Raw genomic sequence first — 18125 nt, forward strand, 5'->3', positions numbered from 1 at the left:
CGTAGAACACACAACGAAGTGTTTGGTAAAAATCCGGTAAATCAGTCCAGCAGCGCCAACGCCTCGGCGGTGCATTCCTGGATGCGGGCCCAGTCGCCGTTCTTGATCCACTCAGGGTCAAGCATCCAGCTACCGCCCACGCACATCACGTTTTTCAACGCCATGTAGCTCTTGATGTTGGCCGGGCTGACGCCGCCGGTCGGGCAGAATTTCACTTCGCCGAACGGACCGCCCAGGGCCTTGATGGCCGCAACGCCGCCGCTGACTTCCGCCGGGAACAGTTTGAAGCGGCGATAACCCAGGCTATAGCCTTCCATGATGCCGGAGGCATTGCTGATGCCCGGCAACAAGGGGATCGGGCTGCCGACACTGGCTTCAAGCAGGTCACGGGTAATGCCCGGCGTGACGATGAATTGCGAACCCGCCGCTTCGGCCGCGGCCAGCATGCTGCGATCCAGCACGGTGCCGGCACCGGTCACCAGTTCCGGACGCTGCTCGCGCAGGATCTGGATCGCCTTGAGACCGAACTGCGAACGCAGGGTCACTTCCAGCGCCGTCAGGCCACCGGCCGCCAGGGCGTCAGCCAACGGCAGCACGTCCTGTTCACGGGCGATAGTGATCACCGGCAGAATCCGCGCCTTGGCGCAGAGGCTGTCGATCAGGGCAACTTTGTCCGCCATGGAAACGGTCGGGGATGTGTTTGTCATAGCGGCTGATCCTTGGTTCATGGGCACCAGTAAATCTCTAACGTAGGTTGCAGAAACGCCCGAATCGGCATGGCGGCGACATCGTCACCGGCCAGTGCGGCGTTCAGGGTAGTCAGCTTGGACTGACCGGAAATCGATAGAACGGTGTGCTTGGCCGAAGCGAGCAACGCACGACTCATGGTCAGGCGTTGACGGGGCACGGTCGGCGCCAGCATTGGCCAGCAGCGACGGGTGCCCTCGGCTTTCAAGGCTTCGGCCAGGTTCGGGCTATTGGGGAACAGCGACGCGGTATGACCGTCGTCACCCATGCCCAGCACCAGCACGTCGATCGGCGGCAATTCGGCGAGCAAGCGATCAGCCTGCTCGGCGGCCTGTTCCAGGTTAGCGGTGGCACTGTAGAGACTCAGGAATTGGGCCTTGGCCGCCGGGCCTTGTAACAGATAACGCTTGAGCAGACCGGCATTGCTGTCGGCATGTTCTATCGGCACCCAGCGCTCGTCAGCCAGGCTGACCACCACTTTCGACCAGTCCAGCGCCTGCTTGGCCAAGTGCTGAAAAAACGCCACCGGGCTGCGTCCGCCAGACACCACCAGCGTCGCGGCGCCTTGTGCGGCAATCGCGTCGCTCAGTTGCCTGGCCACCGCCAATGCCAGGCCTTCGGCCAGCAGCACCGGGCTTTTGAACTCATGAGCGCTGACGCCCTGAGGCAGTTTCAATTCAGATATCGCCATACCACGACCTCCCGTCCCGCGTAATCAGTGCAATGGAGCTCATCGGCCCCCACGACCCGGCCGCGTACGGCTTGGGCGCATCGCCGGATTTTTTCCACCCGGCGATCAACTGGTCACACCACCTCCACGCGGCTTCGATTTCATCTTTACGGACAAACAAATTCTGATTGCCGCGCATCACTTCCAGTAACAACCGTTCGTAGGCGTCGGGAATCCGCGCGCTGCGCCAGGTGTCGGAAAAATTCAGCTGCAACGGACCGCTGCGCAGCTGCATGCCCTTGTCCAGGCCTTGTTCTTTGGTCATCACGCGCAAGGAAATGCCTTCGTCCGGTTGCAGGCGGATGATCAGTTTGTTGCTGATCTGCAAGCGCTGCTCAGGGGCGAAGATGTAGTGCGACGGTTCCTTGAAGTGGATGACAATTTGCGACAGTTTCTGCGGCATGCGCTTGCCGGTGCGCAGGTAAAACGGCACGCCGGCCCAGCGCCAGTTACGAATATCGGCACGCAGGGCGACGAAGGTTTCGGTGTCGCTCTGGGTGTTGGAATTAGGCTCCTCCAGATACCCGGGTACCGACTTGCCTTCGCTGTGGCCGGCGATGTATTGGCCGCGCACCACTTGAGTGCTCAGGCCTTCCGGGCTGATCGGCGCCAGCGCCTTGAGGACTTTGACTTTCTCATCGCGAATGCTGTCGGCCGACAGGTCGGCCGGCGGGTCCATGGCGATCAGGCAGAGCAATTGCAGCAGGTGATTCTGGATCATGTCCCGCAGCTGCCCGGCCTTGTCGAAATACCCCCAACGGCCTTCGATCCCGACCTGCTCGGCCACGGTGATTTCCACGTGGGAGATGTAATTCTGGTTCCACTGGGTTTCGAACAGGCTGTTGGCGAAACGCAGGGCGATCAGGTTTTGTACGGTCTCTTTGCCCAGGTAATGGTCAATGCGGTAGGTGCGATTCTCCGGGAAGAACTGCGCCACGGCGTCGTTGACCTTGCGCGAGGATTCCAGGTCCGAACCGATGGGTTTTTCCAGCACCACGCGGGTGTTTTCGGTCAGGCCGACCTTCGACAGGTTCTCGCAAATAGCGCCATACACCGCCGCCGGGGTGGCGAAGTAGGCAATCACCCGCTGGGCACTGCCAGCCTGCTCGGCCAGGGCGACGTAGTCGTCAGCCTTCAGGAAGTCGACATGCAGGTAGCTCAAACGGGCCAGGAAGCGCTCGACCACCGCTTCATCCAGTTCTTTGGCGCCCACATAGCGGCGCAGCTCAGTGGCGATGAATGCCAGATGCTGCTGCTCGCTGCCGGGTTCACGGGCCAGCGCGATAATGCGCGTATCCTCATGAAGCAGGCCGGCGCCATCGAGTTGATAAAGGGCAGGAAACAGCTTGCGCAAGGCCAGATCGCCGAGAGCGCCGAACAAGGCAAAGGTGCAAGGTTCAACCGTAATCGAAGGCATGATGTTTGTTCTTTTATCAAGTTAAGCTACAAATACCTTTTTTCAAGGCATCACTCAAGGGAAAATGTAGTAATAACCACAACATTTTCGCAAAATACAGATTCCGAGTGGTGGTCGGTCGGAGCCATCAGTAGGATAGGCCACCGTTATGGGCCGTATCAAAGGCCCAATTTGCATTAGTCGAACGCTTATTTGCGCTGCTGACCTAAGGAACATTAAATGGATCGCGTGCGAAATTTACTGGAACAGATCCAGAATCGCCTTGAAGACCTGAACAAGGCTGAACGCAAAGTCGCCGAAGTGATTCTGCTGAACCCGGAGCAGGCCACCCGGTTCAGCATTGCCGCCCTCGCCCAGGCCTCGAAGGTCAGCGAGCCGACGGTCAACCGTTTCTGCCGCTCCTTCGGCGTCAGCGGCTACCCGGAACTGAAACTGCAACTGGCCCAAAGCCTGGCCAGTGGCGCGGCGTATGTCAGCCGGGCAGTTGAAGCCGATGACAATCCGGAAGCGTATACAAAAAAGATTTTCGGCAGCGCCATCGCCTCTTTGGACAGTGCGTTGCAGGCGCTCGATCCGAGCCTGATCAGCCGCGCCGTCGACCTGTTGATCCAGGCCCGGCAGATCCACTTCTTTGGCCTCGGCGCTTCTGCTCCGGTGGCGCTGGATGCGCAGCACAAGTTCTTCCGTTTCAACCTGGCGGTAACCGCCCATGCCGACGTGCTGATGCAACGTATGATCGCCTCGGTGGCCCACACCGGTGAATTGTTCGTGATCATTTCCTACACCGGCCGCACCCGCGAACTGGTGGAAGTGGCGCGCATTGCCCGGGAAAACGGCGCTTCGGTGCTGGGCCTGACGGCGGAGGGTTCGCCACTGGCCAAGGCCAGCACCTTGAGCCTGAACATTCCGCTGCCGGAAGACACGGATATCTACATGCCGATGACGTCGCGGATCATTCAACTGACCGTGCTCGATGTGCTCGCCACCGGCATGACCCTGCGCCGGGGCGTGGATTTCCAGCCGCATTTGCGCAAGATCAAGGAAAGCCTGAATGCCAGTCGGTATCCGATTGGGGATGAATTCAATTAACTCGTATCGATCGTTCCCACGCTCTGCGTGGGAACGATCATCTTTCCTACGCTCCAACCCGCGCCTGCAAACTCAAATGCGCCCGCTCCCCCGGTGCCAGGCACAGGCTGTCGGTGCCGCCGCTGGCCGCTTCCACACAAACAAACTCTAAAACCTCGTTCCAGCTCACACCCAGCAACGGACGCGAGCCGGGATGCCAGACCACGGTGTCTGCATGATCACCGGTGTCGATGCACAATTGCCGCTGCCAGGCGTGATCCTTGAGCTGCAATTCGCCATCATGCTGGAACACGCGCTGACAACCGCCGTCGACCCGCAACTCACCTTCCTGCTGACAAACCTGGCGGCTCAACTGGTCATAACCTTGCGCACCATCGAGCCCAGACAGCGCTACCTCAGCCACGTCACCAATACGCCAATAGGCGTGCAACGCCTGGCTCAACTGGCACGGCATGTCGTCTTGATGCTCGGTGCTCAAGTGCAAATCCATGCGTTCGCCCAGATGTGCATGCAAATCCACTTGCCAGTCGCACAGCTGTAACTGCCAGTGCAAGTGCACGCCATCGTCATCACTGCGGCTGTCGAGCAGTTTCCAGTCGAGCAAACGCGCCCAGCCATGGGACGGCCAGGCGTTTTCGCTTGGATGACGGCCGTACCACGGCCAGCAAACCGGCACGCCGCCGCGAATCGCGCCGACATGCGGCCATTTCGCCGCGCACCACAGCCAGGGTTTCTGCCCCTTAGGCTGGAAATGCAGCAACTGCGCGCCCTGCCGACTGAACACCGCCTGACACAGCGGATGATCGATCACCAACACATCGCGCATCTGATAGCGCTCCCACGCAAACACCGGACGTTCGCGCAAGGATTTGAAGAAGCGTTGTAGCGGATGCTCAAGCATGTGCCGCGGTCCTGAAAATCATGGGTGTACTCGTACTCTTGTGCCCAGTGAACCACTGTGGCGAGGGGGCTTGCCCCCGTTCGGCTGCGAAGCAGTCGTAAAAATGGCCAATTGACTGTTTCAGACGAAACCTGGTGAAGATTGGGAGCGCTGCGCACTCCAACGGGGGCAAGCCCCCTCGCCACAGGTCCTGTTTGACCTTGCACAAAAAAAAGCGGACAGCCATGGCCGTCCGCAAAGATGCGCACATAGAGAGGAGCTTATCGCAACAGCGTCAGAACACCGACTGAATTTTCAGACCGGCCACCAGGGCATCGTCGACTTCATCCACACCGCCGGGGTGAGTGATGTATTGCAGGTTAGGACGCACGGTCAGCCAGTTGGTGACGTGGAAACCGTAGTTGATCTCATAGTTGTACTCGGTGGAACGCAGGGGCGAGAACAGCGGATCGTTATAGTCGCTAACGCCATTGGCGGCGTTGACCAACTCGGCGTTTTTCTTCACATCTTCGTTGACATGGATACGGGCGAAACCGATCCCCACATCATCTTTGGGGCGCGCATCGAACGGGCCTTTGTACACGAACATCAGCGACTGATAGTTGTCGACGATGTTGGTGTCCTTGTCGTGGAAAGTGGCGTTGGCCGCGATGTTCAGACCGCGCGAAGCATCACCGTTATGCGTGGTGAGTTGTTGCTGCGCCACGAACCAGTAGCCGTGCTTGCTATCGTGACGGCGATAGGCGTTGCCGGTGGTCGCGGCATCATTGCCATCTTCGTCTTCACGCACGTCATCGGCGTTGGCCGTACTTTTGTAGTAACCGACACGGTATTCGCCCGGCAGGTTGTTGACCTTCGGCGACCAGACCAATTCGACCGGCAAGACGGTGCCCTCGGTACCACTGCCGCTGAGCTTGAAGCCGTTGCCGTGCTCAAGTTGCGACGGATTCTGGTTGTACGCGCCAATCTGCGCATAGAACTCAGGCGTGATGTTGTACTTCACCCGAACTGCCGCCTGCATGACCGGCCAGTTGTACCAGATGTTGGTTGCCCAGTTACCCACTTGGGAACCGCAGAAGGCCAGGTTCTGGAACTCGCAAGGAAAGGTGTTGAAGTCTTCGCCTTCGCCGAAGTAACCGGCCTTGACGTCCAGTTTACCGTCGAGGAACTGGTGCTTGATCCACAGCTGGGTCAGCCGGACCATGTGGCCACGGCCGTAGACTTCCTGAGAAGAACTCAAGGTACCGGCACGCGGGTCGCCGACACGGTCATTGGAGATGTTTTCACCGTTACGGTTGGTGAGCTGGATCTTGGCCTGGGTGTTATCCCAACCCCACAGTTTTTCCAGGTCCAGTGCCACGCCCAGACCAAACTGGTCAGCGTAACGTGCCGTCTTGTCGTCGTTATAGCCGCCATGCAGGTTGGCGCCCATTTCACCGACGTAGTCGGCCTTGATGTCGATACCTTGTTCGATCAGCCTGGTCCGCTCGCCACCCCAATCCCCGGTCATCCACTGCGAGTCGGCACTGAACGCCTCAGCCGCGTGTGCGCTACCGGCCAGCATCATTGCCGCAATCGCTGACAACTGGCAGATAAGCTGAGCGTTGTTCTTCTTCTTCATCCCTACATCCTCGTTTTATTGTTATTAACTGTTTTTATCTAACGCGGTTTACAACGGTCGTGACGCACGCCACGGATTCCCCCTGTGGGAGCGCGCTTGTGGCGAGGGGGCTTGCGCCCGTTGGGCCGCGCAGCGGCCCCAAGACCTACGAGCGCTATGCGCTCGAACAGGGGCAAGTCCCCTCGCCACAAGCCCATTCCCACATTTGATTCTTCAGCGGCCTTTGAACTGCGCCACGTTGGCGCTGTGAGCTTCGGTTTTTGGCAGGCCGGCCACCCCCAGGCGTTCACCGGTCTTGGCATCGAACAACAGCACTTTCGATGGATCGAATTGCAGGGTCAGGGTCTCGCCCACGGCCGGCGCGACGTCCGGTGCCAGGCGACAGCAGACCTTGGTGTCGTTGAGGTTGACGAACACCAGCGTGTCGGGCCCGGTCGGTTCGGTGACCTGCACTTCGGCACGAATGGTCGGCAAACCATTCGGCTCGCTGCCCGCCAGAACGATCTGCTCCGGGCGCATGCCCAGGATCACTTCGCGGTCTTCGAGCCCGGCGTCCTGCATGCCCAGCGGCAATTCGCAGCGCGCCTGACCGCTGTCGAGCAGCGCTATCAACCGACCTTCCTTGCGCTGCAAACGCAGAGGGATGAAGTTCATCGGCGGCGAACCGATGAAGCTCGCCACGAACAGGTTGGCCGGGTTGTTGTAGATGTCTTTGGGCGTGCCGAACTGCTGAATGATCCCGTCCTTCATCACCGCCACTTTGTCGCCCAGGGTCATGGCTTCGATCTGGTCGTGAGTCACGTAGACCGTGGTGGTTTTCAGACGCTGGTGCATCAGTTTCATTTCGGTGCGCATCTCGACCCGCAGCTTGGCGTCGAGGTTGGACAGCGGTTCGTCGAACAGGTAAATCTTCGGTCGTCGCGCCAGCGCCCGGCCCATGGCCACACGCTGTTGTTGACCACCGGAAAGCTGGCCCGGCTTGCGGCTGAGAAGGTGTTCGATCTGCAGCAGCTTGGCCACGCGAGCGACTTCTTCGTCGATTTCGGCGACGGGCATTTTGCGAATCTTCAGGCCAAACGCGATGTTGTCCCGCACGCTCATGGTCGGGTACAGCGCGTAGGACTGGAACACCATGGCGATGTCGCGATCTTTCGGGCTCATGCCGCTGATGTCGGCGTCGTCCACCAGAATCGCGCCGCCGCTGATGCTTTCCAGACCCGCGATGCAGTTCATCAGCGTGGACTTACCACAGCCCGATGGACCGACCAGGATCAGGAACTCACCGTCATTGATCTTCAGTTCGATGTTTTTCAGGGTGTCCGGCAAACCGGCACCGTAGGTCTTGTTGACGTTGCGTAATTCGAGAGTTGCCATGTTCTACCCCTTGACCGCGCCGGACGTCAGCCCACGCAGGAAATACTTGCCAGCGAATATGTAGACCAGCAGTGTCGGCAGCCCGGCGATCATCGCGGCGGCCATATCAACGTTGTATTCCTTGGCCCCGGTACTGGTGTTGACCAGGTTGTTCAGGGCCACGGTAATCGGCTGGGCATCGCCGCTGGCGAAGACCACGCCGAACAGGAAGTCATTCCAGATTTGCGTGAACTGCCAGATCAGGCAGACCATCACGATCGGGATCGACATCGGCAGCAGGATCTTCCAGAAAATCATGAAGAACCCCGCGCCATCCAGCCGCGCTGCCTTGACCAGCGCATCCGGAATGCTCACGTAGTAGTTACGGAAGAACAGCGTGGTGAATGCCAGGCCGTAGACCACGTGCACCAGCACCAGACCGGTGGTGGTATTGGCCAGGCCGAACTTGCCGAGGGTGAACGAGGCCGGCAGCAGCACGGTCTGGAACGGCAGGAAGCAGCCGAACAACAACAGGCCGAAGAACAGTTGCGAGCCCCGAAAGCGCCACATCGACAGCACATAGCCGTTCATCGCGCCGATGAAGGTCGAGATCAAAACCGCTGGCACGGTGATTTTTACCGAGTTCCAGAAGTAGCCGCCAACCACGTCCCAGGCCTTGATCCAGCCGATGCCGTCGATCACGGTAGGCCAGCTCAACAGGTTGCCGGTGCGGATGTCTTCCGGGGATTTGAAACTGGTCAGCAGCATCACCACCAGCGGGACCAGATAGATCGCGGCGGCCAGCAGCAAAGTTGCGTAGATCGCGACGCGGCTGAAGCTGATCGCCGGCTTTGCGAGTTGATTACTCATGGCGTTTGCCTCGCAATTCGGAGTACAGGTACGGCACCAGAATCGCCAGGATCGCGCCGAGCATCATCATGGCGCTCGCCGAACCGATGCCCATCTGGCCACGACTGAAAGTGAAGGAGTACATGAACATCGCCGGCAGGTCGGAGGAGTAGCCCGGGCCACCCGCGGTCATCGCCGCCACCAGGTCGAAGCTCTTGATCGCGATGTGCGCCAGGATCATGAAAGCGCTGAAGAACACCGGGCGCAGGCTCGGCAATACGATCTTCAGGTAGATGGTCGGCAGGCTCGCCCCGTCGACTTGCGCCGCACGGATGATCGATTGATCGACCCCACGCAGGCCGGCCAGGAACATCGCCATCACAAACCCGGAGGCTTGCCATACAGCGGCGATCACCAGGCAATACACCACGCGATCCTGATCCACCAGCCAGTCAAGACGGAAGCCTTCCCAGCCCCAGTCGCGCAGCATTTTGTCCAGGCCCAGACCCGGGTTGAGCAGCCATTTCCACGCGGTACCGGTGACGATCATCGAGAGCGCCATCGGGTACAGGTAAACGGTGCGGATGAAGCCTTCCTTGCGAATGCGCTGATCCAGCAGCACCGCGAGAAACACCCCCAGCACCAGGCTGATGCCGATGAACATGCCGCCGAACACCGCGAGATTCTTGCTCGCGACCCACCAGCGATCGTTTTCCATCAGGCGAATGTATTGCTGCAGGCCGACCCACTTGTAGCTCGGCATGAAGCTGGAATTGGTGAAGGACAGAACAAATGTCCAGATGATGTAACCGTAAAAACCAACCAGGACGATCAGCATGCTTGGCGCTAAAACCAGCTTGGGAAGCCAGCGCTGCAATGCGTCGAACGGTGAGGCTTTGCTGAAAACCGCCACAGAGCTCATCGGGATAATCCAGGTGAAGAAGTGAGGATCTGTAGGAGCGAGGCTTGCCCGCGAATGCGGACTGACATCCAGAATCAATGCCGACTGATACACCGCCTTCGCGGGCAAGCCTCGCTCCTACAGGGGGAGCATTTTCGGGAAAGGCCGCAGGTATACCTGCGGCACCCGGGATTACTGGGCAGCTTTGACGGCTGACGCCAGTTGCGCGCTGGCCTTGGCCGGGTCAGCGTTCTTGTCGTTCATGAAGTTGGTGACCACATCGAAGATCGCGCCCTGCACGGCCAGGGACGTGGCCATGTTGTGCGCCATGCTCGGTTGCAGGCCGCCGGTCTTCTCGTCCGCCAGGAAATCCTTGGCCGCCGTTTGAGCGCAGGAATCGAAGCCCAGCGCACTCATGTCGTTAAGCATGTCGATGCGCACCGGGATCGAGCCTTTGTTGATGCTGAAGACTTTCTGGAAGTCTTTGCCCAGAGCGACCTTGGCCAGGTCTTGCTGGGCGGCGATGTCGCCTTTGCGATCGGCTTTTAGCTTGAACACAGCCATCGAGTCGATGTTGTAGGTGAAGGCTTTTTCGGTGCCCGGGAACGGCACGCACTGGTAGTCCTTGCCCGCGAGTTTATTCGCCGCGGTCCATTCGCTTTTGGCCCAGTCGCCCATCATCTGCATGCCGGCCTTGCCGTTGATGACATCGGCGGCTGCGATGTTCCAGTCACGACCGGCGCGGTTGGGGTCCATGTAGCCGGTGATTTTTTTCAGCTCGGTGAAGGCCTTGGCCATCTCGGGCCCGGAGAGGGTTTTCTGGTCCAGGTCGACCAGCGCTTTCTTGTACCCTTCGGCGCCCATGACCGAGAGCACCACGTCTTCAAACACGGTGCTGTCCTGCCACGGCTGGCCACCGTGAGCGAGTGCGATGAAGCCGGCGGCTTTGAGTTTGTCGCCAGCGGCGTAGAACTCTTCGAGGGTGGTCGGCGCTTTTTCGATCCCGGCTTTCTTGAAGACTTCCGGGTTGATCCACAGCCAGTTGACGCGGTGGATGTTCACCGGCACGGCGACGTAATCGCCTTCGTATTTCACCGTGTCGGAGACTTTCTTGATCAGCAGGTTATCCCAGCCTTCGGACTTGGAAACCTCTTTGAGGGCGTCAGTGCTGAGCAGGCCAGTGCTGCCCCATTCCTGGATATCCGGCCCTTTGATCTGGGCAACGCCCGGAGGGTTACCGGCCACGGCGCGGCTTTTGAGTACGGTCATGGCCGTGGAACCGCCACCGCCGGCGACTGCGCCGTCTTTCCAGGTGAAGCCGTCTTTTTCGACTTGGGCCTTGAGCACATCGACGGCTGCTTTTTCACCACCAGACGTCCACCAGTGAACGACTTCCACCGAACCTTTGGCATCGGCGGCAAGGGCACTGACAGGAAATGCAGCAACGGGAAGCAACGAAGCGAGAGAAATGACAGTAGCGAGGCGAGAAATCGCATTCATCTAGTAGTACCTTTCTTGTTGTTATGCATGCAAGTCTGGTGCTTGCGCTGCATAGGATTCTAAACAGGGGATGCCCCTTCGCAGGTAACGAAGGGACGCGCGAATGTCACCACATGGTTACACAGCACCGCTCCGGGACAATTGCGCCAGCGCACTGGCCATGCTCGGCGCCAGGGGCAGGCGCGGAATCAAAACGGCTTGCCAGGCGTGATAAAGGTCGGGTTTGCCGGCCCAGATATCGGCGCTCGGACGGTTCAGCGGATCGAGTTCGTGATGCCAGCTGCCATCGCAACGGTCAATGAAATGACGGTCACAGAATTCCCAGAACAGTCGGTACCAGCGCTCGTATTGCTCATCACCGGTACGTTTGAGCAACGCACTGGCAGCGGCGCTGGCTTCGCAATGAGTCCAGTGCAAGCGATGGCGAACCACCGCGCGATTGTCCCAATCGAGGGTGTAGACAATGCCTGGCGCACCGTCGACGTCCCAGCCGTGACGGCAATTGTGCTCGAAGAGTTTTTGCGCATCGGTGGCGAGCCAGCCCGGCGTGAGTATCCCGGCCTGTACCCGTGCGGCTTCAAGATGCAGCAACAGCCGTGCCCATTCGAAACCATGGCCCGGCGTGGTGCCATAAGGGCGGAAACCGTCAGCCGGGTTGTCGTGGTTGTAGTCGCGTAGCGGCTGCCAGTCGCGGTCGAAATGCTCGACCACCAGGTAATCGTTGGCCGCGGCGTGATCGTGAATGACGCGCTCGACGATGCGCTGGGCGCGAATCAGCCAGCGGTTGTCGGCGGTGACATCGGCCAGGGCGAGAAAGGCTTCGGTGGCGTGCATGTTGCTGTTGGCGCCGCGATAGGCTTCCTCGACGCTCCAGTCGCGGTTGAAGGATTCGCGCATGGCGCCCTCCTCCTCGCTCCAGAAATGCGTGTCGATGATATGGATCGCGTCGTCGAGCAACGCTTGTGCGCCCGGACGCTGGGCGATTACCGCAGAGCTCGCGGCCAATGCCACGAAGGCATGCAGATAAGCGGCTTTGCCGGTATTGCCGTCGCGGTGTTCGGGCGTGGCGAACCAGCCTGCGTGTTCGGCATCACGCAGCGGCCCGCTGAGGGCCTGGATGCCGTGATCGACCAGCTCGGCGAAACCCGGCAGGCCCTGGATGTGGGCCATGGCGAAGCTGTGGGTCATGCGTGCGGTGTTCATGGTTTGGGCTTGCGCGTTGGCCGCCAGATGACCCTTTTCATCGAGATTGCCGAAGCCTTCGGCAAGCTTTGCCGCCTTGGCAAACGCCAACAGGCGCAGGCCTTCGGTGGCGAGCCATTGCTGATGGGCAGGTGCGTTCAGCCAACTGCTGAAGGCAGGTTGGAAGGTGTCCATGGGAAGACCTTTTTTGTTGTTATGACTGGGGGCAGTCTAAACAACGGGCGGTGGCGGGCAGGTAACGAAAGGGGTGAGTTATGTCACCGGATTGTGACATTGGAACAGCGACTTTGTGATGAAAGCGCTTACCTGTGGCGAGGGGGCTTGCCCCCGTTCGGCTGCGAAGCAGTCGTAAAAAAACTGCCACCTCATTTCTTCAGGTAAACCGCGGTGATTGTTTTGGGAGCGCTTCGCGCTCCAACGGGGGCAAGCCCCCTCGCCACAGGGGTCTTCCTAATCAACACTGCGGGGCAATTGCAACGTCACCCGCAACCCGCCTTCACGCAGGTTTTGCAGGCTGACTTCACCCCCATGGCTGTGGGCAATGTTGCGCGCAATCCCCAGCCCCAGGCCATAACCCTGCTGCTGCCCGGCCAGGCGGAAGTGCGGTTCGAACACCTGCTCCAGACGCTGCTCCGGCACGCCTGGCCCTTCATCGTCGACATGCAGGACAAACGCGCTTTCGTCGTCATCGATGTGCAGATGTGCGTTCTGTCCGTATTTCAAGGCGTTGTCGATCAGGTTGCCGATGCAACGCTTGAGCGCCAGCGGCTTGCCGGGATACGTCGCCAGCGCTCGTCCATGCTGGGTCACGCGACCATTGCCGTTGGGCGCCAGATACGGCTCCACCAAACAGTCGAGCACATGATTGAGGTCCACCGGTTCGATGTTTTCATGAATGTCGGTGTCTTTCACGCATTGCAGCGCGCCCTTGACCAGCAACTCCAGCTCATCCAGATCACGACCGAACTTGGCTTGCAGCTTTTCGTCTTCAAGCAATTCGACCCGCAACCGCAGCCGGGTAATCGGCGTGCGCAAGTCATGGGAAATGGCGCTGAACAACTGGCTACGTTCAGTCAGGTAACGGCTGATGCGCTCGCGCATGGCGTTGAAGGCGCGACCCACTTCCACCACTTCACTGCCGCCGCCCTCGGCCACCGGTTCGACTTCGGCACCCAGAGACATGTCCCGCGCCGCCCGCGCCAATCGCTTGAGGGGCCGGCTCTGCCAATGCACCAACAGGCCGATGAACAACAGCAAGAAACCGCTGGTGAGCACGATGAACCAGACCTGCTGCGCCGGCAGGCCTTGCTCTTCAAGACTGGTGTAGGGCTCGGGCAACAGCGAGGCGATGTACAGCCATTCCCCTGGGGCCATCTGGATTTGCGTGACCAGCACTGGCGGGTTCACCGGTTCCAGGGTCAACGCGTAATGCGCCCAGGAGCGCGGCAACTCATCGAGCTTCAGGCCACCGTTGAAAATCCGCAGGTCTTCGGGGCTGACGAAGGTCACCGAGATATCGGTGTCCTGACCCAGCGACTGGCGCAGCACTTCGTCCACCGCTTTGAGCACCGCTTCTTTGCGCGGGGTGATCGGCAGCACTTCCATGCCCAAGGGTTTGTCGTTGAGCGTCACCACGAACCGGGTGCCGCCCATGCTGCGTAACTGATCGAGTACCAGCGGCCTGAACGCCACTGGCAACGAGCGGAAATAGCTGACGCTGGCCGTCATCGAATGGGCCAGGCTGCGGGCACTGGTGACCAGCCCTTCGAGCTGCGTGGCGCGCAATTGTGACACCCAGATCACGCTCGACAACGCCTGTGCGAACAGCACCGCCAGCAGGGTCAGCAGCAACATGCGCCCAAGCAGCGAGCGCGGTACCGGCACCCGCCCGGCGAGCTTGCGCAGGAACTCAGTGACCATTGCCGGCAACCACGTTAGCGGCCAGTTGGTAGCCACTGCCACGCACGGTACGGATCAGCCGTGGCGGCTTTTCAGTGTCGCGCAGGCGCTGGCGCAAACGGCTGACCGCCATGTCGACAATGCGATCGAGCGGCATCAGGTCACGGCCACGGGTGGCGTTGCCGATGGTATCGCGGTCGAGGATTTCCTGAGGGTGATCGAGGAACAGTTTCAGCAGCGCGAAATCGGCGCCCGAGAGAATCACTTCTTCGCCGTCGATGTGGAACAGTCGATGGCTGACCATGTCCAGCCGCCAATCATCGAAAGCCAGCACTTCACTGCCGGAACGCTCCTGACCGAACTGCGCGCGGCGCAACAAGGCTTTGATGCGTGCCTGCAATTCACGCGGGCTGAAGGGTTTGCCCAGGTAGTCGTCTGCGCCCAGTTCCAGGCCGATGACGCGGTCGGCCTCGTCGGAACTGGCGGTGAGCATGATGATCGGCACATGGGCCTGGCGCGGGTGCTGACGGATCCAGCGGCAGAGGCTGAAACCGTCTTCGTCCGGCAGCATCACATCGAGGATGACCAGGTCGCTCGGCGCCTCGTTCAAGGCCTGACGAAACCCTGCACCGTCGGGTGTGGTACGAACCTGGAAACCGGCGCGGGTCAGGTAGGTGTCCAGCAACTCGCGTATCTCTTGATCGTCATCGACCAACAAAATCGACTTGTTGACTGAGCTCACGGGGCGGCGTCCTTGTTGTTTGAATTGGTTGGATTATGCCTTAAGCAAGAAATCTACAAACACCGCAAAACCAATTGTGGGAGCGGACCTGTGGCGAGGGGGCTTGCCCCCGTTGGGCTGCGCAGCAGCCCCAAAATCTCTGATGCACCAAAGATCTTGTGAGTGCTGCGCACTCAAACGGGGCGATGCGGCGTTCCGACAAGCCCCCTCGCCACGGGTCCGCTTCCACACTGGATTGCGTTTCAGGCTGGAATGGATTGCTCCAGCGCCACTCCCGCGCCCACCAGGCCGGAATACGGCGCAGTGACGAGCCACACCGGAATGCCTTTGAAGTAGTCGCTCATGCAGCCCTTGTCGGCGAAGCAACGGGCAAAACCGCTTTTGACGAAGAAATCGGCAAACCGTGGAATCACGCCGCCAACGATGTACACGCCACCGCGCGCTCCGGTGGTCAGGACATTGTTGCCGGCCACGCGACCGAGCCAGCAGCAGAACTGCTCGAGCACTTCCAGGGCAATCGGATCGCCCGCCAGCCCGGCCTTTGTGATTGCCTCAGGCGTGTCGAGCACAGGCGTGTGACCGTCCACCGCGCAGATCGCCCGGTAGACCCGCGGCAAACCACCGCCGCTCAACGCCGTTTCAGCACTGACATGCCCGATCTCGTTGAAGATGTGCTGCCACAGTTGGGTTTCTCGCAGACTGCTCAGCGGCAGGTCGACGTGACCGCCCTCCCCCGGCAGCGGGGCAAAACGACCTTCGCCCAGATCGAGCAACGTGCCCACGCCCAGGCCAGTGCCCGGGCCGATCACCACCGCCGGCCGCAACGGTTCCGGCGTGCCTTCGCAGACCACCCGGAATTCGCCCGGCTGCAAGCGGGTCATGCCCAGGGCCATCGCCGAAAAATCGTTGATCAACAGCAGCTGATCCACCTGCAAGGTCTTGCAGAACCCCTGGCGACTGAGCCGCCAGTGATTGTTGGTGAACTTGAATTCATCGCCGCTCACGGGGCCTGCCACCGACAGGCAAACAGAACCGATCGAACCTGGCGCCAGACCGAGGCCGCTCAGGTAGAGCGCAATCGCCTCTTCCGGGCTGCCGTGGTCTGCCGTCGCCAGCACCTGGACCGATTCCAGCTGCTGGTTTTTCCACAACGCGAAACGTGCGTTGGTACCACCGATGTCACCGACCAGAGCCAGTTTCAATTAAGCGTCTCCAGGGCAGAAGTAAAGGCGCTGGCGCCTTGCTCTGCGGAGCTGAAGGCCATGCGCATGAAACCAAACAGTTCGCGACCGCTGCCAATGTTGTTGCCCAACAAACCTTTGGCGGGCTCGCGTGCTGCGAATTCTTCGGCGTCCACCTTAAGCTCCAGAGTGCCTTTGACGCCATCGACGCGGATGATATCGCCCTCTTGCACCCGCGCCAAAGCGCCGCCCACATACGCTTCGGGGCTGACGTGGATCGCCGCCGGGATTTTCCCCGAGGCGCCGGACATACGCCCGTCGGTCACCAACGCAACCTTGAAACCGCGATCCTGCAACACGCCGAGGAACGGCGTCATCTTGTGCAGCTCCGGCATGCCGTTGGAACGCGGGCCCTGGAAGCGCATCACGGCGACAAAATCCTTCTCCAGCAAACCGGCCTTGAACGCATCAGCCAGGTCCTGTTGGTCCTGGAACACCATGGCCGGCGCTTCGACAATCTGGTTTTCCAGCGCGACCGCCGAGACCTTCATCACGCCACGGCCGAGGTTGCCTTCCATCACCCGCAAGCCACCCTCTGAGGAGAATGCGCGAGCGACCGGACGCAGGATGGTTTCATCGAGGCTTTCGATCGGGCCTTCGCGCCAGACCAGTTCGCCGTTTTCCAGGAACGGTTCCTGGGTGTAGCGGCTCAGGCCGTGGCCGAGCACGGTGTTGACGTTTTCGTGAAGCAGGCCGGCTTCCAGCAGTTCGCGGATCAGGAACGACATGCCGCCCGCCGCCTGGAAGTGGTTGATGTCGGCTTTGCCGTTCGGGTACACGTGGCTCAGGGTCGGCACCACCTCGGAGAGGTCGGCCATGTCCTGCCAGGTCAGCTGAATGCCCGCGGCCATGGCGATGGCTGGCATGTGCAGGGTGTGGTTGGTCGAGCCGCCCGTGGCGTGCAGGGCCACGATGGAGTTGACCAGCGAACGCTCGTCGACGATTTCGCCGATCGGCATGAAGTCGCCATTCTGCTTGGTCAGGCGCGTGACCTGGTGCGCCGCTTCGCGGGTCAGGGCATCGCGCAACGGGGTGTTCGGGTTGACGAAAGAGGCGCCCGGCAAGTGCAGGCCCATGACTTCCATCAGCAACTGGTTGGTGTTGGCGGTGCCGTAGAAGGTGCAGGTGCCGGGGCTGTGATAGGACTTCATCTCCGATTCCAGCAGCTCTTCGCGCGTCGCCTTGCCTTCGGCGTAGCGCTGACGCACATCAGCTTTCTGCTTGTTGGAAATGCCCGACACCATCGGCCCGCCCGGCACGAAAATCGTCGGTAGATGACCGAAACGCAACGCGCCCATCATCAGGCCCGGCACGATCTTGTCGCAGATGCCGAGCATCAATGCGCCGTCGAACATGTTGTGGGACAACGCCACAGCGGTGGACAAGGCGATCACTTCGCGGCTTGGCAGGCTCAGTTCCATGCCTGGCTCGCCTTGGGTCACGCCATCGCACATCGCCGGCGTGCCACCGGCGAACTGACCGACGGAACCGATTTCGCGCAGGGCTTTTTTGATCTGTTCCGGGAAGACTTCATACGGCTGGTGCGCCGAGAGCATGTCGTTATATGACGAAACGATGGCGATGTTGGCGGAGTTCATCATCCGCAGGCTGTGCTTGTCGTCGCTGCCACACCCGGCGACGCCATGGGCGAAGTTGGCGCATTGCAGCTTGCCGCGCATCGGCCCGTCGCTGGCGGCGCCGCGGATCAATGCAAGGTAAGCCTCACGTGTGGCGCGGCTGCGGGCGATAAGCCGTTCGGTGACCTCAAGGACGCGGGGATGCATGTGTAGAACTCCAGGCTAACGGATGTGGCGACCTGATTGTCTATGCTGACCAAGCACCGCTGTGATCGGGGTGACAGACGGTTTTCTTGATCATTCGGACCAGTTGATTCAGGTCACTCGTTGTAGATAAAACAAAATATTGCCACTA

15 protein-coding genes are annotated in these 18125 nt (G+C 60.3%); 1 reads left to right on the plus strand and 14 read right to left on the minus strand.

Features of this window, described 5'->3' with window-relative positions; translation table 11 throughout:
* Nucleotides 1-41: 41 nt before the first annotated feature.
* Genes BZL43_RS09890 through zwf form a run of 3 tightly spaced genes read right to left on the minus strand, consistent with a single transcriptional unit; the run spans nucleotide 42 to nucleotide 2894 of the window.
* Nucleotides 42-707 (minus strand): bifunctional 4-hydroxy-2-oxoglutarate aldolase/2-dehydro-3-deoxy-phosphogluconate aldolase, encoded by a 666-nt coding sequence (locus BZL43_RS09890; RefSeq protein ID WP_008072964.1) that lies wholly within the window; start codon nucleotides 705-707, stop codon nucleotides 42-44.
* Between the two features lie 17 nt (nucleotides 708-724).
* Nucleotides 725-1438, minus strand: coding sequence for a 6-phosphogluconolactonase (gene pgl / locus BZL43_RS09895; protein ID WP_095632141.1), 714 nt, complete (start codon nucleotides 1436-1438; stop codon nucleotides 725-727).
* Nucleotides 1425-2894: a glucose-6-phosphate dehydrogenase gene (gene zwf / locus BZL43_RS09900; RefSeq protein ID WP_095632142.1), complete on the minus strand. Its 1470-nt coding sequence runs from the start codon at nucleotides 2892-2894 to the stop codon at nucleotides 1425-1427. The genes pgl and zwf overlap by 14 nt, the downstream gene beginning before the upstream one ends.
* 228 nt (nucleotides 2895-3122) lie before the next feature.
* Here zwf and BZL43_RS09905 point away from each other — a divergent pair, with 228 nt between their 5' ends.
* On the plus strand, nucleotides 3123-3983 hold the full coding sequence (locus BZL43_RS09905) for a MurR/RpiR family transcriptional regulator (RefSeq protein WP_177319492.1): 861 nt from the start codon (nucleotides 3123-3125) through the stop codon (nucleotides 3981-3983).
* A 46-nt stretch (nucleotides 3984-4029) separates the two neighbouring features.
* On the opposite strand, the gene BZL43_RS09910 is transcribed toward BZL43_RS09905, so the two are convergent.
* The 11 genes from BZL43_RS09910 to edd all read right to left on the minus strand — a co-directional run bounded on the left by BZL43_RS09910 (nucleotide 4030) and on the right by edd (nucleotide 17977).
* A complete protein-coding gene (locus BZL43_RS09910; protein WP_095632143.1) occupies nucleotides 4030-4884 on the minus strand; it encodes a D-hexose-6-phosphate mutarotase in 855 nt (284 codons plus the stop codon).
* A 274-nt stretch (nucleotides 4885-5158) separates the two neighbouring features.
* Nucleotides 5159-6505 (minus strand): carbohydrate porin, encoded by a 1347-nt coding sequence (locus BZL43_RS09920; RefSeq protein ID WP_095632145.1) that lies wholly within the window; start codon nucleotides 6503-6505, stop codon nucleotides 5159-5161.
* A 213-nt stretch (nucleotides 6506-6718) separates the two neighbouring features.
* Complete coding sequence (locus tag BZL43_RS09925; protein ID WP_095632146.1) at nucleotides 6719-7879, minus strand: ABC transporter ATP-binding protein; 1161 nt, start codon at nucleotides 7877-7879, stop codon at nucleotides 6719-6721.
* Nucleotides 7880-7882: 3 nt separating this feature from the next.
* Nucleotides 7883-8728, minus strand: a complete 846-nt coding sequence (locus BZL43_RS09930) for a carbohydrate ABC transporter permease (RefSeq protein ID WP_095632147.1) — start codon at nucleotides 8726-8728, stop codon at nucleotides 7883-7885.
* Entirely contained in the window at nucleotides 8721-9629 is a 909-nt protein-coding gene (locus BZL43_RS09935) for a carbohydrate ABC transporter permease (RefSeq protein ID WP_095632148.1), read from the minus strand. The genes BZL43_RS09930 and BZL43_RS09935 overlap by 8 nt, the downstream gene beginning before the upstream one ends.
* A gap of 171 nt (nucleotides 9630-9800) precedes the next feature.
* Nucleotides 9801-11108, minus strand: coding sequence for an ABC transporter substrate-binding protein (locus tag BZL43_RS09940; protein WP_095632149.1), 1308 nt, complete (start codon nucleotides 11106-11108; stop codon nucleotides 9801-9803).
* Between the two features lie 117 nt (nucleotides 11109-11225).
* Nucleotides 11226-12485, minus strand: a complete 1260-nt coding sequence (locus tag BZL43_RS09945) for an AGE family epimerase/isomerase (protein WP_095632150.1) — start codon at nucleotides 12483-12485, stop codon at nucleotides 11226-11228.
* 276 nt (nucleotides 12486-12761) lie between these two features.
* Nucleotides 12762-14231, minus strand: a complete 1470-nt coding sequence (locus BZL43_RS09950) for an ATP-binding protein (protein WP_095632151.1) — start codon at nucleotides 14229-14231, stop codon at nucleotides 12762-12764.
* Complete coding sequence (locus tag BZL43_RS09955) at nucleotides 14221-14952, minus strand: response regulator (protein ID WP_008072948.1); 732 nt, start codon at nucleotides 14950-14952, stop codon at nucleotides 14221-14223. The genes BZL43_RS09950 and BZL43_RS09955 overlap by 11 nt, the downstream gene beginning before the upstream one ends.
* 242 nt (nucleotides 14953-15194) lie before the next feature.
* Nucleotides 15195-16154 (minus strand): glucokinase, encoded by a 960-nt coding sequence (locus BZL43_RS09965; protein WP_095632153.1) that lies wholly within the window; start codon nucleotides 16152-16154, stop codon nucleotides 15195-15197.
* The gene (gene edd / locus BZL43_RS09970) at nucleotides 16151-17977 is read right to left on the minus strand and encodes a phosphogluconate dehydratase (RefSeq protein WP_095632154.1); all 1827 of its coding nucleotides are present in this window, start codon (nucleotides 17975-17977) and stop codon (nucleotides 16151-16153) included. Before edd ends, BZL43_RS09965 begins: the two co-directional genes overlap by 4 nt.
* Between the last annotated feature and the right edge of the window lie 148 nt (nucleotides 17978-18125).

It is taken from the genome of Pseudomonas sp. PICF141, from assembly GCF_002286815.1.
Classification (GTDB): domain Bacteria; phylum Pseudomonadota; class Gammaproteobacteria; order Pseudomonadales; family Pseudomonadaceae; genus Aquipseudomonas.